This is a genomic window from Colwellia sp. D2M02 (assembly GCF_018860755.1).
GTDB classification, from domain to species: Bacteria; Pseudomonadota; Gammaproteobacteria; order Enterobacterales; family Alteromonadaceae; genus Colwellia; species Colwellia asteriadis.
In genome coordinates this window covers 173648-200344 of sequence record NZ_JAHKPW010000032.1, presented here as the reverse complement: position 1 = coordinate 200344, position 26697 = coordinate 173648, and the positions used below count along the sequence as shown (strand labels likewise).

Annotated in this window: 20 protein-coding genes, 6 tRNA genes and 1 riboswitch; of the genes, 20 read left to right on the top strand and 6 right to left on the bottom strand. The window is 38.3% G+C overall.

Annotated features, from left to right (window positions below; genetic code table 11):
* The first annotated feature begins 1 nt into the window (after position 1).
* The 11 genes from tolA (at position 2) to KO495_RS04900 (ending at position 6127) form a co-directional block, all read left to right on the top strand.
* Positions 2-967 carry a cell envelope integrity protein TolA gene (tolA, locus tag KO495_RS04950; RefSeq protein ID WP_354668365.1) on the top strand — a complete coding sequence of 322 codons (966 nt, stop codon included), beginning with the start codon at positions 2-4 and terminating at the stop codon, positions 965-967.
* Positions 968-1061: 94 nt separating this feature from the next.
* Positions 1062-2360 (top strand): Tol-Pal system beta propeller repeat protein TolB, encoded by a 1299-nt coding sequence (gene tolB, locus KO495_RS04945; RefSeq protein WP_252738816.1) that lies wholly within the window; start codon positions 1062-1064, stop codon positions 2358-2360.
* 57 nt (positions 2361-2417) lie between these two features.
* Entirely contained in the window at positions 2418-2957 is a 540-nt protein-coding gene (pal, locus tag KO495_RS04940; RefSeq protein WP_215979271.1) for a peptidoglycan-associated lipoprotein Pal, read from the top strand.
* Positions 2958-2988: 31 nt separating this feature from the next.
* A complete protein-coding gene (ybgF, locus tag KO495_RS04935; RefSeq protein WP_215979270.1) occupies positions 2989-3774 on the top strand; it encodes a tol-pal system protein YbgF in 786 nt (261 codons plus the stop codon).
* Between the two features lie 173 nt (positions 3775-3947).
* Positions 3948-4023: transfer RNA gene (locus tag KO495_RS04930), tRNA-Lys, on the top strand.
* A gap of 75 nt (positions 4024-4098) precedes the next feature.
* Positions 4099-4174 (top strand) — tRNA-Lys (locus KO495_RS04925).
* Between the two features lie 48 nt (positions 4175-4222).
* Positions 4223-4298, top strand: a tRNA-Lys gene (locus KO495_RS04920).
* 35 nt (positions 4299-4333) lie between these two features.
* A tRNA-Lys gene (locus tag KO495_RS04915) sits at positions 4334-4409 on the top strand.
* 37 nt (positions 4410-4446) lie between these two features.
* Positions 4447-4522: transfer RNA gene (locus tag KO495_RS04910), tRNA-Lys, on the top strand.
* Positions 4523-4772: 250 nt separating this feature from the next.
* Positions 4773-5813 carry a quinolinate synthase NadA gene (nadA, locus tag KO495_RS04905; protein ID WP_215979269.1) on the top strand — a complete coding sequence of 347 codons (1041 nt, stop codon included), beginning with the start codon at positions 4773-4775 and terminating at the stop codon, positions 5811-5813.
* Positions 5814-6037: 224 nt separating this feature from the next.
* Positions 6038-6127, top strand: a tRNA-Ser gene (locus KO495_RS04900).
* Between the two features lie 79 nt (positions 6128-6206).
* Here KO495_RS04900 and KO495_RS04895 read toward each other — a convergent pair.
* Entirely contained in the window at positions 6207-7598 is a 1392-nt protein-coding gene (locus KO495_RS04895) for an NAD-dependent succinate-semialdehyde dehydrogenase (RefSeq protein ID WP_215979268.1), read from the bottom strand.
* 58 nt (positions 7599-7656) lie between these two features.
* Positions 7657-8073 carry an MAPEG family protein gene (locus tag KO495_RS04890; RefSeq protein ID WP_215979267.1) on the bottom strand — a complete coding sequence of 139 codons (417 nt, stop codon included), beginning with the start codon at positions 8071-8073 and terminating at the stop codon, positions 7657-7659.
* Between the two features lie 681 nt (positions 8074-8754).
* Between KO495_RS04890 and KO495_RS04885 the strand changes: the two genes are divergently transcribed.
* From KO495_RS04885 to lysC, 4 genes are all read left to right on the top strand, one after another.
* Complete coding sequence (locus tag KO495_RS04885; protein WP_252738803.1) at positions 8755-9693, top strand: formate/nitrite transporter family protein; 939 nt, start codon at positions 8755-8757, stop codon at positions 9691-9693.
* A 150-nt stretch (positions 9694-9843) separates the two neighbouring features.
* The gene (acnA, locus tag KO495_RS04880; protein ID WP_215979266.1) at positions 9844-12570 is read left to right on the top strand and encodes an aconitate hydratase AcnA; all 2727 of its coding nucleotides are present in this window, start codon (positions 9844-9846) and stop codon (positions 12568-12570) included.
* Between the two features lie 524 nt (positions 12571-13094).
* Entirely contained in the window at positions 13095-13676 is a 582-nt protein-coding gene (locus KO495_RS04875) for a porin family protein (protein ID WP_215979265.1), read from the top strand.
* 543 nt (positions 13677-14219) lie between these two features.
* Positions 14220-14454, top strand: a riboswitch (Lysine riboswitch).
* Positions 14455-14574: 120 nt separating this feature from the next.
* Positions 14575-15948 (top strand): lysine-sensitive aspartokinase 3, encoded by a 1374-nt coding sequence (gene lysC / locus KO495_RS04870; protein WP_215979264.1) that lies wholly within the window; start codon positions 14575-14577, stop codon positions 15946-15948.
* Between the two features lie 106 nt (positions 15949-16054).
* Here the strand turns inward: lysC and KO495_RS04865 are convergent, their stop codons facing one another.
* Entirely contained in the window at positions 16055-16534 is a 480-nt protein-coding gene (locus KO495_RS04865; RefSeq protein ID WP_215979263.1) for a glutathione peroxidase, read from the bottom strand.
* 126 nt (positions 16535-16660) lie between these two features.
* On the opposite strand from KO495_RS04865, the gene KO495_RS04860 reads away from it, so the two are divergent.
* On the top strand, positions 16661-17524 hold the full coding sequence (locus KO495_RS04860) for an NAD(P)-dependent oxidoreductase (RefSeq protein ID WP_215979262.1): 864 nt from the start codon (positions 16661-16663) through the stop codon (positions 17522-17524).
* Positions 17525-17535: 11 nt separating this feature from the next.
* Entirely contained in the window at positions 17536-18336 is an 801-nt protein-coding gene (locus KO495_RS04855; RefSeq protein WP_215979261.1) for a hypothetical protein, read from the top strand.
* Between the two features lie 191 nt (positions 18337-18527).
* Here the strand turns inward: KO495_RS04855 and KO495_RS04850 are convergent, their stop codons facing one another.
* Complete coding sequence (locus tag KO495_RS04850; protein ID WP_215979260.1) at positions 18528-19976, bottom strand: DASS family sodium-coupled anion symporter; 1449 nt, start codon at positions 19974-19976, stop codon at positions 18528-18530.
* Between the two features lie 173 nt (positions 19977-20149).
* Here KO495_RS04850 and KO495_RS04845 point away from each other — a divergent pair, with 173 nt between their 5' ends.
* Positions 20150-22627 (top strand): EAL domain-containing protein, encoded by a 2478-nt coding sequence (locus KO495_RS04845; RefSeq protein WP_215979259.1) that lies wholly within the window; start codon positions 20150-20152, stop codon positions 22625-22627.
* Positions 22628-22681: 54 nt separating this feature from the next.
* On the opposite strand, the gene sbcB is transcribed toward KO495_RS04845, so the two are convergent.
* Both sbcB and KO495_RS04835 read right to left on the bottom strand, forming a co-directional pair.
* Positions 22682-24127 carry an exodeoxyribonuclease I gene (gene sbcB / locus KO495_RS04840; RefSeq protein ID WP_215979258.1) on the bottom strand — a complete coding sequence of 482 codons (1446 nt, stop codon included), beginning with the start codon at positions 24125-24127 and terminating at the stop codon, positions 22682-22684.
* A gap of 254 nt (positions 24128-24381) precedes the next feature.
* Positions 24382-24966: a TetR/AcrR family transcriptional regulator gene (locus tag KO495_RS04835; RefSeq protein WP_215979257.1), complete on the bottom strand. Its 585-nt coding sequence runs from the start codon at positions 24964-24966 to the stop codon at positions 24382-24384.
* Positions 24967-25228: 262 nt separating this feature from the next.
* On the opposite strand from KO495_RS04835, the gene KO495_RS04830 reads away from it, so the two are divergent.
* Complete coding sequence (locus tag KO495_RS04830; protein WP_215979256.1) at positions 25229-25777, top strand: carboxymuconolactone decarboxylase family protein; 549 nt, start codon at positions 25229-25231, stop codon at positions 25775-25777.
* A gap of 40 nt (positions 25778-25817) precedes the next feature.
* Positions 25818-26471 (top strand): DsbA family oxidoreductase, encoded by a 654-nt coding sequence (locus KO495_RS04825; RefSeq protein ID WP_215979255.1) that lies wholly within the window; start codon positions 25818-25820, stop codon positions 26469-26471.
* Positions 26472-26697 lie beyond the last annotated feature (226 nt).

Here is a 26697-nt window from a genome sequence, read left to right as displayed (position 1 = left end):
TGTGAATAAGCAGTCCTCTAATAAGCCATTAATGAAGTCATCTTACGCAAAAGCACTGTGGTTAAGTGTTGGTTTACATGTTGCATTATTGGTAACTTTATTTATTGGTGACTTTAATGCGACATCTAAACCTGTTGCTACTCCTACGCCAAGTAGTGCTCAAATCGAGCCTATTAAAGCCGTTGTGGTTGATAAAGCTAAATATGACCAAGCGATTAATAAAATAAAAAAACAAAAAGCAGATGATGCCGCCGCAGAAAAAAAACGTATCAAAGCGATTGAGCGCCGTGCTGATGAAGCTAAACAACGCCGAGCAAAAGAAGAAGCTCGTATTAAAAAGCTAGAAATACAGCGTAAGAAAAAAGAACAAGAAAAAATTCAAGCAGACAAAGCTGCTAAAAGTGCGAAAGCAAAGGCAGACCAAGCTGAAAAAGTACGTAAGCAAAAAGAACAAGAAAAACAAAAAGCTGAACAAGCTGCTGCTACAGCAAGAGCGAAACGTATAAAAGAAGAAGCTGAAGCTAAAAAAGCGGAAGAGTTACGTAAGAAAAAACTGGCCGAGCAAAAGCGTAAAGAAAAAGAAGCGAAAGAAAAAGCGGCACAGCAAGCAGCAGAGCAAGCATTAATAGCTGAACAAATGGCTGCAGAAATGGCTGCACGTAATAAAGCACGTAGTCAGCAAGTGATGACTGAAATACAACGCTTTTCTGCCTTGATTACTCAAAGCATCAACCGTAATATGATTAAAGATCGTAGTACTATGGTTGGCAAAACCTGTCGCTTAACTATTAGTTTAGCCTCATCAGGCTTTGTTACTAATGTTAGTGTTGGTAAAGGAGATAAAGTGGTTTGTGACGCAGCAGAAACGGCCATTTATAAAACTGGCACTTTACCTGTATCGCAAGATCCTGAAGTGTTTAAAGAAATGCGTAAAATAGCGGTAACCGTTGTACCTGATTTTTCATAATCAGCCATAATATTTAACTTATAAAAAGAAGACAGAACTGACAATGAAATTATTATTAACTGTTTTTACAACCTTAATTATTACGTTGAGCTCAATGCGAGCCATGGCAACCTTAGAAATAGTAATCACTGGCGGTATTGATAGTGCTAGACCTATTGCGGTTGTTCCTTTTAAATGGGATAACAGCTCAGTATTACCTGAGCGTATTTCTAAAGTGATTAGCGACGACTTATTACGCAGCGGTAAGTTTAGCCCTGTTAATATCAATAACTTCCCACAAACACCTCATACGGCTAATGATGTTGATTACAGTGCTTGGGCAAGTCTTGGGGTTGAAGCTGTTGTTGTAGGGAAAATTAAAGAAGTATCATTAGGGCGCTATCAAGTAAGCTACCAACTTGTTGATGTTATTCGTGGTCAAGTAACTGGCGGCCAAGCAACTATGTTAAGCAGTGGTAGTATGGTTGATGTTGAAGATCATATTTTAGCGCAAAGTAGTGCCAATATTAATGGTGAGCAATTTAGACGTTACGCACATAGTATTAGTAATGTAGTGTATGAAAAATTAACCGGTAGTAAAGGTGCATTTTTAAGCAAAATAGCTTACGTTATTGTGCGAGATGAAGGTGAATACCCATACCAATTAGCTTTTGCTGATTACGACGGCTTTAATGAACATGTATTACTTAGCTCAAAAGAACCATTAATGTCGCCATCATGGCACCCTAGAGGTGAGCAGTTAGCTTATGTATCTTTTGAAAATCGACAAGCACAAATTCATACTATTGACATCTACTCAGGAAAACGTACCTTAATTAGTTCATTTGATGGTATAAACAGTGCACCGCGCTTTTCTCCAGACGGCCGCAGTATGGCAATGGTATTATCAAAAGATGGTAACCCAGATATCTATATTATGGAGTTAGCGAGCAAAAAATTACGTCGAATTACCCGTAACCGAGCTATAGATACTGAGCCAAGTTATACACCAGATGGTAAATCATTAGTATTTAGTTCAGAACGGGGTGGTAAACCGCAGTTATATCGCGTAGATTTAGGCAACGGAAAAGTTAAACGTTTAACTTTTGACGGTGATATGAACTTAGGCGGCTCTATCACTCCCGATGGGAAAAACCTGATTATGGTAAATAGAACCCGTGGTCAATACCGTTTAGCAAAACAAGAGTTTGGTACGGGAGTGTTTCAAGTGTTAACTAAAACACGCCTAGATGAATCACCAAGTGTTGCACCTAATGGTGGCATGATTATTTACAGTACACTGCACAATAATCGTCAAGTATTAGGATTGGTGTCGGTAGATGGGCGATTTAAAGCTCGTTTACCTGCACTTGATGGACAAGTGAAAGCTCCGGCATGGTCGCCGTTTTTATAAAATGATTTAATAAAACTAATAATTTCAACTCATATTTTTAGAAAATAGGAAAATAAAATGCGCTTAAATAAAATTGTAAAAAGTTTAGCAGTAGCTTTACCTCTTCTTGTATTATCTGCTTGTAGCTCTAACTCAGACACTGATGAGCAAAGCCAAGTTGATACTAATGCACAAGTAACTCAAAATGAAGAGCAAAACAGTGTACAAGTAACAGCTGCGCAACGTGCTGCAGAAATTGAAGAAGAAAAACGTCAAGAGTTAGCCCGTTTACGTTCAGAGCACATCGTCTACTTCGGTTTTGACGTATCTACAGTAACCAGCGCTGATTCTGCTATTTTAGACGCACATGCTAAATTTTTAAGCGAAAACAGTGATGTTAAAGTACTTGTTGAAGGTCATGCCGATGAACGTGGTACGCCTGAGTACAACATTGCATTAGGCGAGCGTCGTGCAAAATCTGTAGCAACTTATTTAGAAAATATGGGCGTTAACCCATCTCAACTAAGTGTTGTGAGCTATGGTGAAGAAAAACCAATGGTTAAAGACAGAAGTGAAAATGCTTTTGCTAAAAACCGTCGTGCTGTTTTAGTTTACTAAGTTTTAATATTCATCAAACCAAGGTAGATAAATGAAACTCAATAAAGTTTTATTTGGCATGATGTTTACCGCTAGCGCATTTAATGCGTTAGCGGCTCAAGCCCCCGTTGTAGACATGAGTTCGCGTACTTCAGGAACAGGTAGTGTTACTGAACAACTGCGTAGTTTAGAAGAAAAGCTTGATTCACGTAACAGGTCACAAGTAAATATTCAGCGCCAGTTAGATATGTTACAAAGTGAAGTTAATGAGCTTCGTGGTGTTACTGAGTTACATAGCCACCAATTAAGCCAAGTGTTAGAACGTCAACGAGAGCTATATCAAGAGCTTGATAGACGCGTTAGCGAAGCACTTAAACCAGCAAGTAGTGTACCTACCAGTATCGCAGTAACTAATACCGACAGTATTGGCGCAGCTAGCCAAGCATACAGTAATAACTTAAGTGAAAACGATGCCTATGATCGTGCACTTAATATGGTACTCAAAGAAGCTAAATACGAACAAGCTATACCTGAATTTAGGGCTTTCAATAAAAATTACCCTAATTCAAGTTATGCACCAAATGCACATTATTGGTTAGGGCAGTTACTTTTTAATAAAGATGAGCTGGTTGAAGCTAAACAAGAGTTTACTATTGTAGTTAATCAGTTTAGCGACTCAAATAAGCGTCCTGATGCAATGTTGAAATTGGCTATGGTCTCTCAAAAGCAAAACGATAACCAAAATGCGATTACGTTATATCGACAGTTATTAAAAGAGTACCCAAACTCAACCTCAGCAAAGCTAGCTAAACCGCGTTTAGAGAGTTTATCTAAGTAACCGTTTTATAAAGTGCAGCAGTAATTTTCGTATTGTTGTTGATAAAAGTAGCGTATTGCTTTGTTTTTACGCGAACTATCAATATTATTTAAAAAAAGCTAAATTTATGGTTGCACTTAAAAATATTATCAGTATTATATGCCCCGCGTTGAGGCACTAACTCAACACAACGGCGGCCGTTAGCTCAGCTGGTAGAGCAGTTGGCTTTTAACCAATTTGTCGAAGGTTCAAATCCTTCACGGCCGACCACCTTACTTAATTATCTTGTACTTTAAGTAAAGACTATAAATCAAGTATTTATAGTCACGTTATAATTTATTGAATCGGCCGTTAGCTCAGCTGGTAGAGCAGTTGGCTTTTAACCAATTTGTCGAAGGTTCAAATCCTTCACGGCCGACCACTTCAATAAAGAATAACTACCCCCTAATTTATTAGGAAAAACTAGGAGCGGCCGTTAGCTCAGCTGGTAGAGCAGTTGGCTTTTAACCAATTTGTCGAAGGTTCAAATCCTTCACGGCCGACCAATCCTAGTTATTAGTTATACATGTAAATCTTAAATCGGCCGTTAGCTCAGCTGGTAGAGCAGTTGGCTTTTAACCAATTTGTCGAAGGTTCAAATCCTTCACGGCCGACCAATTTAAGAATATAGATATAGCACATAAAAATTTGAAGCGGCCGTTAGCTCAGCTGGTAGAGCAGTTGGCTTTTAACCAATTTGTCGAAGGTTCAAATCCTTCACGGCCGACCACTTCAAAAACCTTCAAAGTAATTTCTCCCAAAAAATAATTCTATAAATCTCTATCACCTAAAGTGTGCATAATGAGCATGTTATATTTTAGTATTTGTTAATACGTATTTTCGATAAAACCTCTCTCTAGTTCAGCGTACTTATTTACTGTGTTAATCATTCAGCCATTCTATAATACACTACACATTGTTAGTGCTTTCCCTTATAATTGCAGCGTTTAACACGTACCGTAGTAGAATAGAGAGCACTCATGAGCCAAACCAATAACGCTGTAGATTTTGACTTTCAATTTCCAGCCAAGCCTAAGCCATTAACGCAAGACGAAAGGGCTCAAGTTAAAGAAAGAATTAAGCGCCTACTCATTGAAAAAAATGCGGTATTAGTTGCGCACTATTATACAGATCCTGAAATTCAAGCATTAGCCGAAGAAACGGGCGGCTGTGTTGCCGACTCGTTAGAAATGGCGCGTTTTGGTAAACAACACCCGGCAGAAACACTGATTGTTGCTGGTGTAAAATTTATGGGTGAAACCTCTAAAGTATTAACACCGGAAAAAACTGTTGTTATGCCTACGCTTGAAGCAACATGCTCACTTGACTTAGGTTGCCCGATTAAAGAGTTTTCAGCCTTTTGTGATCAACACCCCGATCATACCGTAGTTGTTTACGCAAATACTTCTACGGCCGTTAAAGCTCGTGCTGATTGGATTGTTACCTCATCTTGTGCCCTTGAAATTGTTGAACACTTAGATGAACAAGGTAAAAAAATTCTATGGGGACCTGATCGCCATTTGGGTAACTACATACAACGTGAAACTGGCGCTGACATGCTAATGTGGCAAGGGGCCTGTATCGTTCATGATGAGTTCAAAACTAAAGCCTTAATAGATATGAAGGCTTTACACCCTGATGCGGCTATTTTAGTGCACCCCGAGTCACCATTAGACATTGTTGAACTTGCTGATGCGGTTGGCTCTACTAGCCAACTAATAAAAGCAGCACAAGAAATGCCTAATCAAAAGTTTATTGTCGCAACAGATCGCGGTATTTTTTATAAAATGCAGCAGCTATGTCCAGAGAAAGAGTTTTTTGAAGCGCCAACCGCAGGTGAGGGAGCAACGTGCAAAAGCTGTGCACATTGCCCGTGGATGGCAATGAATGGCTTAAAAGAGATAGAAAACGCCTTACTTGACCCTACCGGCAAAGAAATTTTTGTTGATATGGAGCTTCGTGAAGGCGCATTAAAATCACTAAATCGTATGCTTGATTTTTCGACTAGTTTAAAGCGCTAAAATAGCAAGCACTTAAATAAGCGTGTAGTGACTGAATACTAAGCACTTAAACGCATTTAACTTAAATAGGCTTGCGCTAAGCAGGTATTTTCCCTACTATAGCGCGGTTGAATTTATTCAATATTAATAATGTAAGCTGGTAAGCAGAATTGACACAGATAGCGTGTTAATCAGGCGTTTACTGTTAGTGTGATAGCACATAAAATTATCAATAGTTAAAATTTGGTGAGCTGGCTGAGTGGCTGAAGGCGCACGCCTGGAAAGTGTGTTTAGGTTTACCCCTAACGAGAGTTCGAATCTCTCGCTCACCGCCACATTAAAAAGAAAGCCCTAACAGCAACGTTAGGGCTTTTTTTTCTTATCATTTAGTAAATAGCCAAGCAAGCTGATTTACTACGTATTACTATTTATCTCAGCAATCATCACCGATTTAATATTAACAAATTCTTTTAAACCAAAACCACCGTGCTCACGACCATAGCCACTGTTTTTTACTCCACCAAACGGTAGGTTTGGTTGTGCTAAACCATAACCATTAATATTAACCATTCCGGTATTAAAGTGTTTTACAGCAAGTTCAATGGCGTACTCTTCGTTTTTAGAGAAAATACCTCCGCCTAAGCCATAGCGTGAATCATTGGCAATTCTCATTGCATCATTATCATCTTTAGCTTTTATCAGAGCAGCTACAGGACCGAATAACTCATCATCATAAGCAGGCATATTAGGACTGACATTTTCTAAAATAGACGGCGGATAAAAGAAACCTTTTCCATCGGGCATTTCACAGCCACAGACTATAGTTGCCCCGGCGGCAATAGATTTTTTTACTTGGTCATGCAGTTTTTCACGTAAGTCTTTCCTCGCCATAGGACCCAAGTGAGTATCTTCTGCTCGAGGGTCGCCCATTTTTATTTGCATCATGGCTTGCTTGAATCCCAGCTTAAATTCATCGTAATTTTTTTCGGTAACAATAAAACGTTTTGCAGAAACACAGGTTTCACCATTATTGATAATACGAGCTTTGACACACGTCTCAATCGCTAGTGCAATATCTGCATCGTCTAAAACCAAGTAAGCATCATTACTACCTAGTTCTAATACTGTTTTTTTACTACGTTTCGCAGCTTCTTCGGCAACCATTTTACCCACGTTATCACTACCCGTAAAAGTAACTCCTTTAATACCATCATGGCTAATTAATTTACTTGCCGTTTCGCCATCAACGAGTAAAGATTGGTAAGCATATTTTGGAAAGCCTGCTTGTTCATACAGTGAATGAATTTTCTGTGCCATACCAAAAACATTTGAGGCATGTTTCATTACCGTTGTGTTACCAGCGATTAAATTGGTGATGCTGTATCTTATCACTTGATAAAGAGGGAAGTTCCAAGGCTGAATCCCTAAAATAACGCCAATTGGCTGGTACGTTATGATTGCTCTACCTTGATTATAATCACGTGGCTCATTGGCCAACGCTTGCTCTGCAGTACTTGCGGTGTATTTACAAATTTCAGCACAAAGCGCTACTTCTTGTTTAGCTTGAGATTGCACTTTACCCATTTCGTCCACCATTAATTGAACCAACTCGTCTTGGTTTTCTTCAATTATTTTTGCTAAGGCATTAGCGAGTTTTACACGTTCGGCAACAGACACAAGCTTCCACTCTTCGAAACATTCATTAGCCTTTTCTACACAAACCTCAGCCTCTTGATGTGTCATTAAGGTATATCTTTTTAGCGTTTTTTCGGTAAAAGGGTTGATCGTTTCTTTTGAGTTACTCATTGATTTTTTCCTTACTTATTTTGATAACGTTAATGTTTTTAGATGATTACCTTAATGACTAAAGGAGTCTTAGACCTATCATTACCAGCATAATCGTGTTGGCAATCACACCAATCATAAAAAAATAACTGCGTGGGCTTGGGTTCTTTTCGGTTGCAATAGCATAGTAGAGCACCATATGAACAATTCTTGCGATAACGTAAGTCCATACAAGCATTGCAAAGATAGGGCTTTGATAGTTAAGAATAAAGGCAAACAAAACTGTTCCCACAAATAGAGGGCTGTTTTCTAGCGTATTGTGAAAGGTACGGTGTGCTCTAAATATAAAACTATCGTGAGACAAATCATCATCAATTTTACCCGGAATAGCACTTGGTTGCTTGACCTTACTAAAGGTAGCTACTGTCCACTGAACTAATAACATCACCAAATAGAGGCAGAACGCTATGTAAGCCGAATAGGCTATATTCATCATTATTACTTCCTTTTCACATTATGAGTACGAGAACTTAGTAGAGCAAATTGTATGCCCACCCTAAATTTTATTACGGTTAAATAATGGTAGAGGTAATAAATTAGTTTATTTAATGGATGCGTAGAGGCTAATTTTAGTTAAATGTGTATATTTTTCAGAAGATTAAAATAAAATAGGATATTCAAAAACAAAGCATTTAATCATGCAAATATTGCTATATTTACTAATCAATTATTAAATGAATCAATAAATTAATCAGCTTAATTACATAGAGTGCAGTAATAAATTCATGCCTTGTAATAATTACTTGATTAGATGTAATTATTACAAGAAAAATTTAATCTCAATTTTTAAATGCTTAAAGGGTCAACCCAACTATTTTATGAGGGAGAGAATTTCACATCTTTCTCTATACATAGACAAACTAATAAAAACCTTTTAAATCAATGGTAAAGTTGTTTTCGTTGATTTTAAATTAGGCATTTGTCATTTTACTGCTTTGTAAGTTTCTTATATAAATCCTGAAAATTATCTATTGGTCTGATATTTGCTCTATCTCTATGTAATAAAAGTAGGGTATGCAGAAGTGATTCAAGTGTTAGTGAACTCTAGATATATCACTTTCTGACATCATTCAGCCTTCGTTAAAAACATAAAGCATTGATTTTAAGGTGTTAAATTTTGAAAAAGCAAAAAAATGAGCCACTAAAACCCTCTAAAAAAGACGTAAAAGGTATTGATGCAATTAAAAACCGTATCGACAAGAACACTATTAACCGCGGTGAAGTAGAGCGCAGTAAAGAGCGAAAAATAGAGTCTGAACAATATCAAGAGGTCATTATAAAGCGTACAGACGAAACCTTCAGACATGCGGACGATATTTTACAGCTCGCTATTCATGAAGGAAAAAGTCAAATAGAGCGCCCAATATTAGGTTTGTTCTTATCATCTGTCGCAGCAGGTATGATTATTGGTTTTAGCGTTCTCGCTGTAGCGGTAATGGCAAGTATTTTAGGTAGTCTTGATGGCATAAATCGTGTACTGGTTGCTTTGGTTTACCCTTTAGGTTTTATGTTATGTATTTTGAGTAGAACGCAACTTTTTACTGAACATACTGCTACCGCTGTTTATCCATTACTTGATGGGAGAGCAAGTATTAGCGGGGTATTAAAATTATGGTCAACTGTCATTCTAGGTAACTTGAGTGGTGGTTTTATTATTGCTATTTTATTAAATGGTGCCGAGTCAGTTATTCATGCTAGAGACGGGTACCTATTAATTGCGAGCCATGTTCTAGCGTTCGATTCTGCTAGCCTTTTTGTTAGTGCGATTTTAGCTGGATGGTTAATGGCTATAGGAGCGTGGACCATTTTATCTACTCATTCAACGTCTAGTCAGATCTTATGTATATTCTTAGCCACGTTTCTTATTGGTATCGGTGGTTTACACCACTCAATCGCAGGGTCGGTTGAATTATTTGTTGGTTACCTCATGTCGCCTAACATCAATATTACGACTATTATCCCCGTTATAGCGGTGATTTTACTGGGTAACGCCATTGGCGGAAGCGTGTTTGTTGCTATGTTGAATTACGGGCATATACGTGGATTAAATAAGTAACGTAAAGAAAGTACTCTTGGTTAAAGGCTGCAAGCGCTAAACAGTAATAACAGAGGCTATTAAGCAAGAGAGTAAATTAATAATAAACTTCAAATGAGGCTAAATAAAAGAACTACCTTAAAAGTACCTTAAAGCAAATAGGAGAGTATAGTGACATCATCAAATAAGCACATTGCCACCCTGACGGTGCGCGGTAAAGAATATGAATACTTCGACTTATCTACTTTGCAAATTGATATCAAGCGGCTGCCACTTACGGCAAAAATCTTATTAGAAAACTTACTACGTCATAGCGATGAGCAGTATGTTCAGCCCGAGGATATTCAAGCCTTAGCCAAATGGGATATCACTTCCGCTTCTCGTACCGAAATTGCATTTGTTCCTTCAAGAGTCATATTACAAGATTTTACAGGTGTGCCGGCGGTTGTTGATTTAGCCGCCATGCGTAATGCAATGCTTGATTTAGGTGGCGATCCCAATAAAATTAATCCACTAAAACCTGTCGATTTAGTTATTGACCATTCCATTATGGTCGACGAATTTGGCAAAGCAGACTCGTTTGAACGCAATACTGAAATTGAGGTGGCGCGTAACAAAGAGCGTTATCAATTTTTAAAATGGGGACAAAGTGCATTTGATAACTTCAAAGTGGTACCTCCTGGAAAAGGTATTGTGCACCAAGTTAATTTAGAGTACTTAGCCCGTGTAACGTTTATCGATGAACAGCAAGATAAACCACTACTTTACCCTGATACCTTAGTAGGGACAGATTCACATACTACGATGATAAATGGTTTAGGTGTACTTGGTTGGGGAGTAGGCGGTATTGAAGCTGAAGCAGCCATGTTAGGTCAACCTGTTACTATGCTAATACCTGAAGTTGTTGGCATGGAATTAAAGGGGAAATTACCCGCTGGCGCAACCGCAACCGATTTAGTGTTAGCCGTTACAGAACAATTGCGAGCATTCGGTGTAGTGGGTAAATTCATTGAGTTTTTTGGTGATGGTGTACAGCACTTATCTGTGGCAGATCGTGCAACGCTTGCCAATATGTCACCTGAGTATGGCGCCACATGTGGCTTGTTTCCTATCGATGAACAAACCACTAAATACTTGGCATTAACTGGCCGTAACGCGCTACAAATCGATATTATTGAAGCCTACTCAAAAGCGCAAGGTATGTGGGGCAGTGAAGCACAAGAGCATGCAGAGTACCATGCAAAACTCACAATGAATTTAGATACTGTTGTTCCAGCTATTGCAGGACCGAAGCGCCCGCAAGATAGAATTAATTTAGACCAAGCCGCGACTGCATTTGAGCATTGGATCTCTGAGCAAAAAGAGTTGGCTATTGCACCGAATGATAAGCAGAAAGCGACATTTGATAATGAAGGGGGAGTAGAAAACATAGGAGCTAAAACGGTAACTTCTAAAACTAGCGCTTTTTATCGTCATAAAGAACAAGACGTTGAGCTTCACGAAGGTGCGGTTGTTATCGCAGCGATTACCAGCTGTACTAATACATCGAACCCGTCAGTATTGGTGGCTGCGGCACTACTCGCGCAAAAAGCCAATCAATTAGGACTTACTGTTAAACCTTGGGTTAAAACAAGTTTTGCGCCTGGCTCACAAGTAGTAACAGAATACCTCAACAAAGCAGGGTTATCTAAAGAGTTAGATAAAATGGGGTTTAATTTAGTTGGTTATGGTTGTACTACTTGTATTGGTAACTCAGGACCATTGCCAAAACCGATTTCCAGTGCAATTAGAGAGGGGGATTTAATCGTAACCTCAGTCTTGTCAGGTAACCGTAATTTTGAAGGGAGAATTCACTCCGATGTTAAAGCTAATTATTTAGCATCGCCACCTTTAGTTGTCGCTTATGCTCTAGCGGGTAATATGAAAATTGATATTACTAAGGAACCTCTAGGTATCAGTAATGATGGAAAACCTGTTTATTTAAAAGATATATGGCCAAGCCAGCAAGAAATACAAGATATCGTTACACATGTTGTTAATAGCTCAATGTTCTCTGATAAATACAGCTCTGTTTATGATGGCGGTGATAGCTGGAAAAAACTCGATACGGTTGATGCCGATATTTACAATTGGCCAGACAGTACATACATAAAAAAACCAACTTTTTTTGAAAATATGAAAGTACAACCTGAGCCTATTCAGGCCATTGAAAATGCACGTTGTTTATTGAAATTAGCCGATAGCGTCACCACAGACCACATTTCACCTGCTGGCTCTATAGGAAAAGAAACCCCCGCGGCCGAATATCTTCGTGATAATTATGTTGAGCAAGATAATTTTAACTCTTATGGCTCTAGACGAGGTAATCATGAGATTATGATGCGTGGTACTTTTGCAAACGTTAGGTTAAAAAATCAACTTGCACCTGGGACAGAAGGGGGCTTTACCCGTAAACAGCCAGGTGCTCAGGAAATGACAGTATTTGAGGCTTCGCAACAGTATATTACTGACAACATACCTACTATTGTTATTGCTGGCAAAGAATATGGAACAGGCAGCTCTCGCGACTGGGCTGCCAAAGGACCACTGTTGTTAGGTGTGAAAGCTGTCATTGCAGAAACCTATGAGCGTATTCACCGCTCTAATTTGATTGGAATGGGAATATTACCCCTGCAATTTAAGCAAGGCAAAGGGGCACACACTTACCATTTAGATGGTACTGAGCAGTTTTCTATTCACGCGATTGAGGCTGGTCAAAAGCAGGTAAAAGTAGATGCGCTAAAATCCGATGGTGTGAGTTTTAGCTTTGAAACAGATATCCGTATTGATACACCCAATGAGTTTGAATATTTCCGCCATGGTGGCATCCTTCAATATGTTATCCGATCACTGTTGTAGCATAATTAACTAATCAGCAAGTGAGTATAACTAAGCTTGCTGATTAGTTACGCAAGTGCTATTTAAATAGCACTTCTGAACAGCACTCAATAACAGCCTTCAATAACAATAAAGTCCTACCTAAATAATCTTTAACGCCGACTAAAACCAAAAAATTTCAATGGTAACGAGCACATCTCGATAACTCCTCAACGTTAGCTCACTCAGTTTATGCAACTATTTTATTGTTTACGCTTATATTTTTATCTAATCCAATGAAATTACTAACTCACTCATATTGAAAGGGTACGCTACATAACACAATAATTTTATACGCCTCGACATCATTTAAAAGCACAATGTAAAACAGTGTGTAAATGTTTCATGGTTAATTATAAAAATTACAATAAAAAAGTAAAACTGTATGATTTTAAAGCAATAATGTGCGTTTTTAGCGCTTTTTATTGGCATGGTGTTTGTATATATAGATGTATCTGGGTAATTACATTCAGTTTAACTAATGACAAACAACAAGGGAGTATCAAATGAAGAAGACAATAATTTTAGGTGCACTTATTACCGCTGGTTTTCTAAACACTAACTTGCATGCAAAAACCTATAGCAGTGAAAGTGATGCTAAAGGTGTTTATGTTGGCGCTAGTTATGGTTATTTACGCGTAGATAGTGATAACGGCTTTGATGAAAATAAATCAGCCTACCAAGTATTTGCAGGCTATGGGTTTAATCAGTATTTTGCTATTGAAAGTAGTTTTATTGATTTTGGCGACTACGGTAATGATTTTGCTAACGCTGATACAGATGGTTATACCTTAGGTTTAAAAGCGGGTGTGCCAGTGTCAGATAATATCAGCATTTATGTTCGTGGTGGTCAATTGTGGTATGAAACAGACTACTCAGTACTTGGTGTTAACAACAGTGCAGATGATGAAGGTTTGTTTGCTGGTGTTGGTGCAAGTTACCATATCAACGAAGATTGGACCGTTAAGTTCGATTACACGGTTTATGACAACGATTTAGACGTTGATAGTGCAACAGATGATATTGATGATGCTAACTTTTCAACAGACTTGAAGCATGCTTCGTTAGGTTTTGAGTTCAAATTTTAAAACTCTACAATAAGTTTCCCCCAATACACAGCTACTAACAGCTAACTCTAGATATGTATTGGATACTCGTTGTATTGTTAAGATAGTTTCCTCTTTTAACGATTCAGCTATCGTTTAGCTTTCAAAGGCAATACAACGAGTGTATCAATAACCCAAAATTGCTAGGTCAAATCGATTTAATGAAATACGACGTAGAATAGCATCAATGATGACTTTTTAGAGTTGTTGCTATCGCGACACCTACAAGTGATATTGTATTTGTTTACACATAGACTAAGCCCTTTCAGTTTCCTGCGTACAATTGAATTAGTTAAGTTGGCTGTATTACCTAGCGATTTAGTTGTAATTATCAAAAAGCGCGTTGAAAGTTGTTAATAGTTTAGACTACATCGGTAGAGGAAAATAAACATATGAATAATTATCCATAGATATGAATAACAACGGTTGCAATCTCCTATAAAATCAGTTTAAATAAGCGTGCTTTTATGTTTTAGACTTTTAACTCTAAATTAATTCTGATTTGGTTTTCTTACAGAAGTAATAAGCACCAGAAGAGGCGCGATAGCTAGGTAGATAATGTTACCCACCTAATAGGCGGGTTAGGAACCACATTCCATATGCATTATTGAGGGAGACTATCGCCGAGAATATTGTTACGTGGCATACAATATTCGGTCGCTAGGGTTGAATCCTTAGGGCTGTCACCTGACGTATTTGTTGCACTGCTTAAGTGCTCTATAACAAAACATTAAACAAAAGGTGGAGAGCTTCTGGCTGAAAAAGTTTTGCTTCTTTTTCTATGCCGTTTTGGTGTAGACCACTCGCTAACTGCTCAGTCATGCTCTTCCTATAGCTAAGTTTACCAATAAACATGCTATGTATTTTATGGGAGAAAATTATGAATTCTAATATTACTACTAATTTACCGCTTACCATTGCCAAATTTGGTGGAACTAGTGTTGCCGACTATGACGCTATGATGCGTTGTGCCAATATCATTAAAAATGATGCGAGTAATCGTTTAGTGGTTGTTTCAGCCAGTGCTGGCGTAACCAATCATTTAGTGCGTTTAGGGCAAAGCGATGTTTCATTAGCTGAGCAAGCCGATATCATCAGTCAAATAAAAGCTATTCAGTTAAATATTACCCAACACTTTTCAGTAGATATTGAACGTGCATTAAATACCGAGATTGAAAGCTTGCTTGAAGCGTTAAGTGCATTAGCTTTAGCGCAATCTAAGCAATATAACCTACAGCATAGCGATGCAATTCTATCGTTTGGTGAGCAACTTAGCTCACGTATTTTTGCGCAAGTATTACGTGTTGCCGATGTTGCAGGTGAATATTTTAACGTTCAAGAGGTCATGAAAACCAACAGTTTATTTGGTAAAGCGGTTGTTGATGTGGCTCAGTTACGTGAACTTTGTCAATCAGAGTTAGCGCCTAAACTTGTCAATAAGGTTATTGTTACTCAAGGCTTTATTGGTCAAGATGCACAAGGTAATACCACAACCCTTGGTCGTGGAGGCTCTGATTATAGTGCGGCTTTACTTGCAGAAGCGCTAAGTGGTACTAATTTAGCCATTTGGACCGATGTTGTTGGTATTTTTACTACCGACCCTCGTATTACCGACCAAGCTCGCTCTATTGCTGAAATAAGTTTTGGCGAAGCGGCAGAAATGGCGACTTTTGGCGCTAAAATATTGCATCCTGCGACACTTATTCCAGCCATGCGTTGTAATATTCCGGTGTTTGTCGGCTCATCTAAAGAGCCTGAAAAGGGTGGCACTCAAATTAAGAAAAAAGTTGACTCAAATCCAACGTATCGCTCTATTGCTCTACGCCGTGAGCAAACCTTAGTTACAGTGAAAAGCCCAGCAATGTTACATGCCAGTGGTTTCTTAGCCAACGTTTTTGCTATTTTAGCTAAGCATGAGCTGAGTGTTGATTTGATCACAACGAGTGAAATTAGCGTTGCCTTAACCTTTGACAACCCAGTTGGCTCAACCCAATCGCAAATTACTAGCGCGGTTGTTGAAGAGTTAGAGCAATTATGTGAAGTGAGCGTTGAGCATGGTTTATCGTTAGTTGCCGTTATAGGTAACGGTTTAACACGCGCTAAAGGAATTGGACAAAGTATTTTTGATACCTTAAATGACATCAACGTAAGGTTGATTTGTCATGGTGCTAGCGCGAATAATTTGTGCTTTTTAGTGAACGAAGCTGATGCAAATACTACAGTTGAGAAGCTTCATAAAGCGCTGTTTGCCTAATAAATATAAATAACCTGATCAGGTTAAATATAAACTATGATATGAGCGTTACTTGAGTCACGCTCATATACTTATTTTTCTACAGTACCTTTTTTATAGCTCTTTTCTATAATATTTTTTCTATATCACTGGCGATATCTTCAGGCTTAGTTATTGGAGCGTAACGCTTTATAACTTGACCATCACGGTTAATTAAAAATTTAGTGAAATTCCACTTTATAGCCTTAGAGCCTAATAAGCCAGGAGCTTGTGCTTTTAAATAGCTAAATAAAGGATGGCTATTCTTTCCGTTAACATCAACTTTATTAAATAAATCAAAGCTTATATTAAACTGTAAATCACAAAACTGTTTAATTTCTTCATTGCTGCCACTTTCTTGCTGCTTGAACTGATTACAAGGAAAGGCTAACACTTCAAGTCCGTCTTCTTTATAGTTGTCGTATAAACTCTGCAACCCTTGATATTGCGGCGTAAATCCACAATTACTTGCGGTATTTACTATAAGTAACACTTTATTTTCATACTGTGAGAGTGACACGTCTTCATTGTTATTTTTTTGTGCTGAAAAGGTGTAAATACTATTCATATCGCTATTCCTAATAGGGTAATATTTCTCAATATTACATGAAAGTTATACGCTTGTATTGTAAAGTAACGGCAGTGAAATATTCCAATATCTTAGAACTAGATGGTATTACGTTAAGGGAAAAATATGAAAGTTGCATTTATCGGTTTAGGCGTGATGGGGTACCCAATGGCGGGTCATTTAGCAAAAGCGAATATTGATGTTTGCGTTTATAACCGCAGCCATGAAAAAGCGCTGGCATGGCAGGCTGAGTTTGGTGGTAGTGTTGCAACAACACCAGCATTAGCAGCACAAGGTTGTGATTTGGTTTTTTGTTGTGTGGGTAATGATGACGATGTTCGTCAAGTGACTTTAGGTGAGAATGGTATTTTAGCTGGTATGCCACAAGGTAGTATTTTTGTTGATCATACTACAGCCTCAGCTGAGTTAGCCCGAGAGTTAGCATCAGTCGCTCTTACTCATGGTCAGTACTTTTTAGATGCGCCAGTGTCAGGTGGTCAAGCAGGCGCAGAAAACGGTGTTTTAACGGTAATGTGCGGCGGTGATGCAGCAACATTTGCTAAAGCGCAGCCTGTTATGGACGCTTATGCACGTTTTAGTCAGTTGATGGGGCCTGTTGGCTCTGGCCAGTTAGCGAAAATGGTTAATCAAATATGTATTGCAGGTGTGGTACAAGGATTAGCGGAAGGTTTTAATTTTGCTGAAAAAGTGGGATTAGATCCTAAAGCATTAGTTGAAACTATTTCAAAAGGTGCTGCGGGCTCATGGCAAATGGAAAACCGCTACCAAACTATGTTTGCGGGTGAATATGATTTTGGTTTTGCGGTAGACTGGATGCGTAAAGATTTAGGCATAGCCTTTAGTGAAGCCGATAAACATGATGTTGCGCTACCCATGACAAAAATGGTTGATGGCTTTTATCAAGAAATTCAAGAAAACGGTGGTAATCGCTGGGATACGTCTAGTTTGATTTCACGTTTTAAAAAATAATTATCGAGGGAATGATGAAGGTATTTATTGGTGTTTTGACGAGTATATTGTTATTAGCTGCTTGCGGTGGTGGCCCTACTGCACCGACGAAGGTTCCTACTGCGGGCGGTCCAATTGATGTCACGCCAGTGAAGACGACAGATAACTTAGCTATCCCTAATAATCAAGGCTTAGCAAGTTATAATGTACTCATCCTAGGTAATAGTCATGTGCAATACATTGAACCGCTTTTAAAAAGTATATTTACTAAAACGAATAAAACGGTGAATATTGAGACGCGCACCGGCGCATTTCTTGATGCCATTGTAAAAAATGAAAGTATTATCGAAGTACTTGAAAGTAAACAATGGAGTCATGTTATTTTACAAGGACAGAAATATTCACAAAGTCAGTCAGTGTTGTATTCAACTGAGGCAACCATTGTCTGGATTCAACGTGTCAAGGCAATAGGAGCTACACCTATTCTTTTTCCTGAACACCCGCCAGAAGGTAAAACACAAGAAGCAGAGTACGTCCATGGAATTCATCAAGATATTGCTTCAATGCAATTGAGCTGTGTCGCTCCTGTTGGCTTAGCGTGGAATAAAGCACTGTCGATTGAACCAAATACTGTCGTTTACCAAGCCGATGAAAATCATGCTAGTGAGTTAGGGGCTAGTCTTAGCGCTTTTGTGCTGTATGAAACCATAACAGGTGAACCCGCTGATTTATTGCCTTTTATTTCTGGCATTGTTGGTGATTTGAATACTCAATCGATGTTCAAACAAGTGTCATCAGAGGTTATATCGAGTAATCCACCTTGTCTTTTTTAAAGGCTCTAAAGTAGGGAAATGATACTCAGGTAGTTAGGTTGGGTAGATAGTTCAACTCAGAATCTACTGAACTGAACTGAACTGAACTTAGCAGAAGTATAGCCTTATATTTTACTCGCAATATGTACAGCCCATTTAAAAAGCGCCAGCATTAAGCTGGCGTTTTTTTTAGGTTACTTAGCGCTTATCTGTTATAGGTTAAATATCATAGGTACGCTGGTAAACATCAGTAACACAATAATAGCAATAGCAGCTAAATTTAGCCATAAACCTGCTTTTGCCATGTCACGAATACGCAGCTCTCCTGAGCTAAATACAATAGCATTAGGTGGCGTGGCAACTGGCATCATAAAGGCGCAACTTGCTGCTAATGCGGCAGGAATAACTAGCATCATTGGGCTGTCTACTAACGTGACTGAAATAGGGCCTAACAAAGGTAAAAAGCTCGCCGCAGTAGCGGTATTACTGGTGATTTCCGTCAAGAATAAAATCGTTACAGTGACAATTAATACTGCTGCTAATAACGGAAATGTTGAGGTTGTTTCAAGTTGTGTTGCGATAAATGCGGCTAACCCCGACTTTTTAATTAAGCCTGCTAACGCAAGTCCACCGCCGAAAAGTAACAATACGCCCCACGGTAACTTTTTAGTATCATCCCACGATAAAACGCGAATGTCTTTTTTACTATCGACAGGCGCTATAAATAATAATAAGGCGACAAACATCGCAATACCGGTATCAGATATTGGCAGACCGGTAGCGCTGGCGATTAGCGGTCTAAATATCCAACCGAATGCGGCCAGGCCAAAGAAAAATAATACCATTTTCTCGCCTTTACTCATGCTACCTAACTCAAGCAGTTTTTCTTTAAATAAGCTCTTGGTATTAACCGTTTTACCTTGATTCACCTTGTAGCGAATTTTAGTCAGAATAAACCAACAAAAAACTAACATCACTGTGGTTAACGGAACACCTACCATCATCCATTGCGCAAAACCAATTTCAATACCATAGCTATCTGATAAATAAGCAGCCATTAATGCATTGGGCGGAGTACCAATAAGTGTTGCTAAGCCGCCAATACTGGCTGAAAAGGCAATGGCTAATAGCATGGCTTTGGCATAATGACCATTGTTATTGCTTTGTTTTTGGTTAACCATTTGAATAATAGATAAGGCGATAGGTAGCATCATTACCGCGGTTGCCGTATTAGACATCCACATTGATAAAAAGGCTGTTACTATCATTAACCCGCCTATTTGATGGCTAGGTTTAGGGCTGACTATCGACATCGCTTTTAATGCAATACGTTTATGTAAGTTCCAACGCTCCATCGCTATAGAGATAAAGAAACCACCCAAAAATAAAAAGATAAGTGGGTGTGCGTACGAAGACGTTACCGCTTTAATTGGCGCAATACCAATAATAGGGGCAACAATTAATGGCAAAAATGCCGTTACTGAAACAGGGGTTGCCTCAGAAATCCACCATGTTGCCATCCATAAGGCTAAGCCTAATGTGTGCCACGCCGCGGCTGACATACCTTCAAAAGGGGCGGGGATTAATAAGGTCATCAACATTAGCATTGGACCTAATAACAGCATACCCATAGGTGTTGTTTTGTTTTGAGTGTTATTCATAAGGCTTTTTGTTTTATCGTTATTTTTATAGATGGAAGCTACTGTACGCTAGAACGTCAATATACGTTAACTTACACAAATAGGTAATTATTTTATAAGTTTCACTACAACCGTCAGAAATTTAGACTAAATTTATTTACTAGGATCAGTAAATAAATGGATAAATAAGAAATATGGTTAACAGCAACTTAGCGGTAGAAAACAGTGAGAATATTCATATACAAGATACCTTTCCTTTGATTAAGTGGTCCTTAGATATAGCTACTCAGCAATTTCACTATGATCAGGGTATTTTTAACTCGCTATTCCAGTTTAATCAACCAATACATACTGTTGCCGACCTTATGGCATTAATTACTTATGAAAAGCGTGAAAAAGCGCAACAGGTTTTTCGTGAAGTATTAATAACTAACTCACCTCAAAACTTTACTTGTTGCTTAATGCTTAGTAACGAAGAGTTTGTTTATGTCGAGTTTAACCTTAACCTATCAAAGAACAATATTATTACAGGAACTATGCAACCTTTAATGATGTTTGCTAACCATATGGAAATAGCTAATATTTTTCAAAGCTTATTTGAAAATGATCATCATGGTATTTTAATTACAAATAGCGAATCAAAAATACTTGCCTGTAATGCTTACTTTGAAAGGCAAATGGGCGTAAACCGAGGTGAGTTAATAGGTAAAAATACACGTAGCTTTAATGCCGGACGACACTCAAAAGAGTTTTATCAGGATATGTGGGCGAATATTAATGAGTTAGGGCACTGGACTGGTGTTATTTTAAATCGCCATCCTGACGGGGAAATTTATCCTCATGAATTAACCATTCATAAAATATCACCAGTTAAAGGAACTGTTTTCTATTTGGGGTTAACCGTAGACTTAAGTAAACAACTATCACGTTTGATGGACACAGAGCTAGGTGGAATAGATTTATTAACCAAGCAGCCAACTAAAGAAAAGTTTCTTGAGGATCTTACTATTTTCAGTCAAAAAACAGGGCACCATAGTGGTAAAATTGTTTTGGTTGTTAAGCCATCTTTTGCCAGTGAAAATTATCATAAAAACCTTGTTTCCTTATCTGACTCACTATTTCATGTACGTTTATGTCAAGTCACAGGCTATATGGGCGAAGGTATATTTGCTATTTGCGCCGAATATCATTTCAAGCAAAACAGTGAGCAATCTAGGGCTATTCGTTCGGCCTTAAGGTATATGTTTCAAGATATTAAATTTCATGCTACTAAAGACGTTCACGATGCCATTATGAAGGGGAGAGTAGGAGTTTCAGTATTAGGGTTAGATAGTCAGTCGCCGCAAGAGTTATTGTCAAATGCAACCGAGGCAATGGTTGAGGGGCATGCTGGCGAAGGGCGACATGTTAACTTTTATTTTCGCGCCATTCATCAGGAAATTGCCCGTAAAAAGCAGCTAGAAACTTTTGTCTCACAAGCGATCAACGAACAACAACTTGCAGTGCATTATCAACCTATTGTTAACAGCAGTACGGGGGAGTTAGTTAAGTTTGAGGCATTATGTCGTTTTCCAAGTATTGTTGATATAGACAGTAATATTGAAGAAATGATCACTATTGCCGAAGATCTTGATCTTATTGCGGCATTAGATAACTGTATTAGTGCTAAAGCGTTGACGGATTTACAAGAGTTACAAGGTATATTTGGCGATGATATTGGTATTACTATTAATTGCTCCTTAAATACTAAACAAGATACTTCAGAAGTTTTAGCTAAATTAAATCAGTTAATTCTAACAAATACTCAAACCCCTAATTTAGTCACTATAGAGCTAACAGAAAGTGCCTATTTTGACAGCCAGTCTAAACAGTCAAATGCTATTGCGGAACTACATAATGTAGGGGTTAACATCGCAATAGATGACTTTGGTACGGGTTACTCATCATTTATATATTTAACCGGGGGGGTATTTGATATTTTAAAAATAGATAAGGCCTTTGTAACGGACATTTATCAAGATAATAATAAGTATAATATTGTAAAAATGATCACTGAACTTTCTCATACCTTAGGAGTAAAAGTGATTGCCGAAGGGGTTGAGAATAAGGAGGAACTCTTTGTATTGCAAGCTTTGAAAGTTGACTATATTCAAGGGTATATTTTTTCAAAACCTAAAGCATTGCCTGACTTAAATAGCGCAATGTATTTTATCGAAAAATTTAACCGTATTATGAGTTTCAATGAGAATAAAAATCAACTTGGCAGCTTTACAACATTAATAAAAAAAGATCTCTATACGTTAGCTCCAACAGATCACCTTGTTACTCTTCACCAATATATTACGCTTAATTCTACACACGTCATTCCAGTTTTACTTCGTAATAAATGCGTTGGTTTGGTCGGCCGTGCAGAGCTCAACTTACATTTATCACCCACTATGGGAACCGATACAGAAACGACTAAAGAGTCGAAAATATGGAATAAGCCGATTAATCAATTAATGAATGTCGAGTTTACGCAGCTTTTAAACACAACGGTGGTGTATGACTTGTCCGTATTGATTAAAGATAATAAACAGTTTCCCTGGGTTATTGTTGATGATAAAGACAGTTATGTTGGGATGGTTTTCCGCAGCGATATTGTTAATTATTTACTTGAACATAATACTTGATTAGCCACTCTGTGCAGTAAATTGGCTAATAGGTAATTTAAATTATTTTAACAATTAGCTTTGTAAATATTCATATAAAGCTTTGAGTACCGCCATTTTACCTTGGTCGCTCTCATGCTCGTGCGCCAAGTTTTCAATAGTTATCATAAACTCATCAGCACTTAAAATACCTTTACCACCATATTGCAATTTACTTTGACAGTATTGCTGCCAGCGCTGCTGCTCTTCATTCGTTAATGTTGTGGGGTAGTTACGGGCACGATAGCGAAAAAGTAATGTGGTTAAACGCTCATCTTGAAAAGTAAACGGATGCGTTGCCAGTTGCTCTGGTGCTAAGCCGCGTAAAATATCCATTTGCGCTTTATCACTGTGACTAAAAAAGTTACCGCCGTATAGTGCTTGTTCAGCATCAACCTCATCATTGTCAAAATCAGAGCTTGCAAAGACATCGCTTAGCTTATCCCTTATTTCAGCATTGTCTTTTAATAACGCTAAGTTCGCTAAGCAAAAATCACGAGGAATGTCTAAACGTGTTGCATTTTCAGGTAATAAGGTTTTTGCGGGCGCTACAATAGGGCATTTATTTAAATGAATAAGCTTAACTGGAATAGGCTTTTCATCAGGCGCTAAATCATCGTAGCGCGTGTATAACCTAGTTTTAATTTCATCACTAGAAAGCTCAAGTAATGGTGAAATATCTTGTGCTAAATCAACACAAATTACTGCATTTTTATTAACAGGGTGATAATTAACCGGAGCAAACCAGCTAGTACAGCCATGCTGTGATGAAATTTTGCTTGAGGTATGAACGACTGGCGTCATTTCAGCGACGTTCAGTAATTCAGCCACTTGCTTTTTGTTTTTTAAATTGAAAATAAAATCATAGAGCTTTGGCTGCTTCTCTTTAATAAGTTTTGCCATCGCAATCGTTGCGTAAACATCACTCATTGCATCATGGGCAGCTTCATGGCTAATACCATTAGCTTTGGTGAGTAACTCTAAGCGAAAACTGACTACTTGCTCACCATCACGCTCAACGGTTGGCCAATTAATACCTTCAGGGCGCAGTGCATAACACGCACGCACCATATCAATAATATCCCAGCGGCTATTACCATTTTGCCACTCACGGGCATAAGGGTCGTAAAAGTTACGATAAAATAAATAACGAGAAACTTCATCGTCAAAACGAATATTGTTATACCCAGCGACACAAGTATTAGGCGTGCTAAACAGCTCATGAATACGCTTAGCAAAATCAGCCTCTGATAAACCCTCACGTTGCGCTTTTTGTGGCGTAATACCAGTAACTAAACACGCTTCAGGGTGAGGGAGGTAATCAACAGGCGGCTGACAGTAAAACATTTGCGGCTCGCCGATAATATTTAAATCAAGGTCGGTACGAATGCCTGCAAACTGAGAAGGCTTATCAAATTTAGGTGAAATACCCCAGGTCTCATAATCGTGCCAAAGGATGGAGGGCTGTTCTGTGTTGTTCATCAATTTTTGCTCTTTGAATTTTTTAGTGATAACTCTATAGTGCGCTGTTTTGAGGCTTTTCTGGTTAACTTGGTAACTTATAATACAAGCAATATGCTTTATTACGCTGAGCCAGCATATTTATTCGATGTATCTTTGAATTGTAAAGCATTACTCGGTAATTAAATATCATTGCTTGTTGATTGTGGCACGTTGAGTCTCATATTACTAATTAGCTGCTTGCTAAGCTTGTATAAAAGCTTCAACGGATTATTTTAAAAGGGGTAGTGGTTAAAAATATTATCAATAATGTTGTTCAGTTGAGCTTTATCGTTGTTTACTTTGCCATAAGTTCGTAAGCCCACAAGTTGGATTTGTATATGGGTGGCAAGCTCTTGTGCACTTTTAGTGTTATCAACTTCACCTAATACTTGCGCCTCTTCAATAAGCTTAACAAACTCAGTGGCAATTTCGCCTAAGTGCGCTTTGGTAATATCAATTAACGCTTGGTTTTCATTAGTGAGTTCATTAATGGTTTTAGCTAGCATACAGACCCCATTAGGAGCGCTATTTTGAGTATCAATGACTTGAGCTTTCATAAAGGCTTTAAGTGCTTCAATAGGAGAGCTATTTTCACGTCGACATTGTTTTAGTTGCTCAATGCCCATGTCAGTGTAATTTCTTAATGTTTCGGTAAATAAACCCTCTTTACTGCCAAAGGCGGCGTAAATACTACCCGGACGCATATCTATTGCGTCTTGTAAATTACGCATAGAAGTGGCGTGAAAGCCTTTTTTCCAATATAGCTTAGTTGCTATGTCTATTACCGCTTCGCGGTCAAATTTTGCTACCTTGGCCATGCTGCTACCTAGAGAATTACTTTGAACATTCGTTCAATTGTAGGGTTTTGTCTTTATTAGGTAAAGATAAAGTTACTGATAATAAATAAATTCATTAGTAAACAGTCGCTTATATTTTATTTGAACGATCGCTCAAATAAAATATTGAACGATCGTTCATGTTGTTCTATAGTACGTTTTATTATAAAGGGTATGAAGCAGTTCCTTTATGACTTAGCAGTGTTAAATAGACCTTAAATTTTTTATGATTGGAGTAAAGCATATGAGTACTTTTACATTACATACAGTAGAAACGGCACCAGAGAGCAGCAAAGCTATTTTAGAAGGTGCGCAAAAACAAATGGGCGCTATTCCAGGCTTATACGCGGTTATGGCTGAATCACCACAGATTTTGCAAGCTTATACCCAATTACATCAACAATTCACTGCAACATCATTTGATGCACAAGAGCTCACCGTTGTTTGGCAAACCATTAATGTAGAACATGGGTGTCGTTACTGTGTACCCGCGCATACCGCTATTGCCAACTCAATGAATGTTGACTCCGCTCTTACAGAGGCATTACGTAATCAACAACCTATGCCAACAGATAAATTACAAGCATTACATGATTTTACTTTAGCTATGGTACGTGAACGCGGTAATGTAACAGCAGAGCAAACAGCCGCTTTTTTTGCGGCAGGTTATAGTCAGCAGCAGGTGTTAGAGATTATTTTAGGTTTATCTCAAAAAGTGATTAGTAACTATGTTAATCATGTCGCGAAAACACCCGTAGATCCAATGTTTGAACCATTTTCATGGACAAAATAGTCGTTAGAATAAGTTAATGATTGGCCGCTAAGAGGTAGTGATGAGTAAAAAAATAAAACTAGATATCATTTCAGATGTAATGTGTCCTTGGTGTGTTATTGGCTACAAGCACTTAGAGGCGGCCATTAATGAATTAAACCTACAAGATAACGTTGAAATTGAGTGGCAACCCTTTGAGCTTAACCCTGATATGCCAGCAGAAGGCGAAGAGTTACGTGCACATGTTGCTAGAAAATACGGCTCTTCAAAAGAAGATAGCGATAAAGCTAGAGCAAACTTAACAGCCTTAGGTGCGCAGTATGGCTTTACCTTTGATTATTTTGATGGCATGAAAATAGTGAATACCTTAGATGCGCATATTTTACTTGATTATGCGCATCAGCTAGGTAAACAAACACCGTTGAAAATGCGTTTGTTTTCGGCATTTTTTACTGAGCATAAAGACGTTTCAAAGCGTGAGGTGTTAATTAAAGAAGCTGGCGCAGTAGGTATTTCTGCTGAGCAGGCACAAGCGGCATTAGAAGATGATACCCTTAAAGCCCACGTTAAAGCGCTTGAGTCACAGTGGCAACAAATGGGAGTATCTAGTGTCCCTACGGTTGTTTTTAATCGTACTAGTGCATTAACGGGAGCTCAACCTCAAGCAACCTTTACGCAAATATTACGTGAACTTGTTGCAGAGCAAAGTAAGTAAATAAGTAAGTAAGCGCTCTGTATGTTACTTAAAGAGCGCTTTATAAAAAAGCGGTAGGCTTATTCAATAAATCACAACTAAAACTTTAGGGGCTGTTGATCTTTCACGGTTAACTTTTGTTCGAACTAAAAGGGCTTTAATCGCGGCGAGTAGTGTGTTGCGTAGTCATGCTAAGCAAATACTGCTCAATAAAGCGTAAAACGCTTTTAGCCGAACCCTTCGGGCA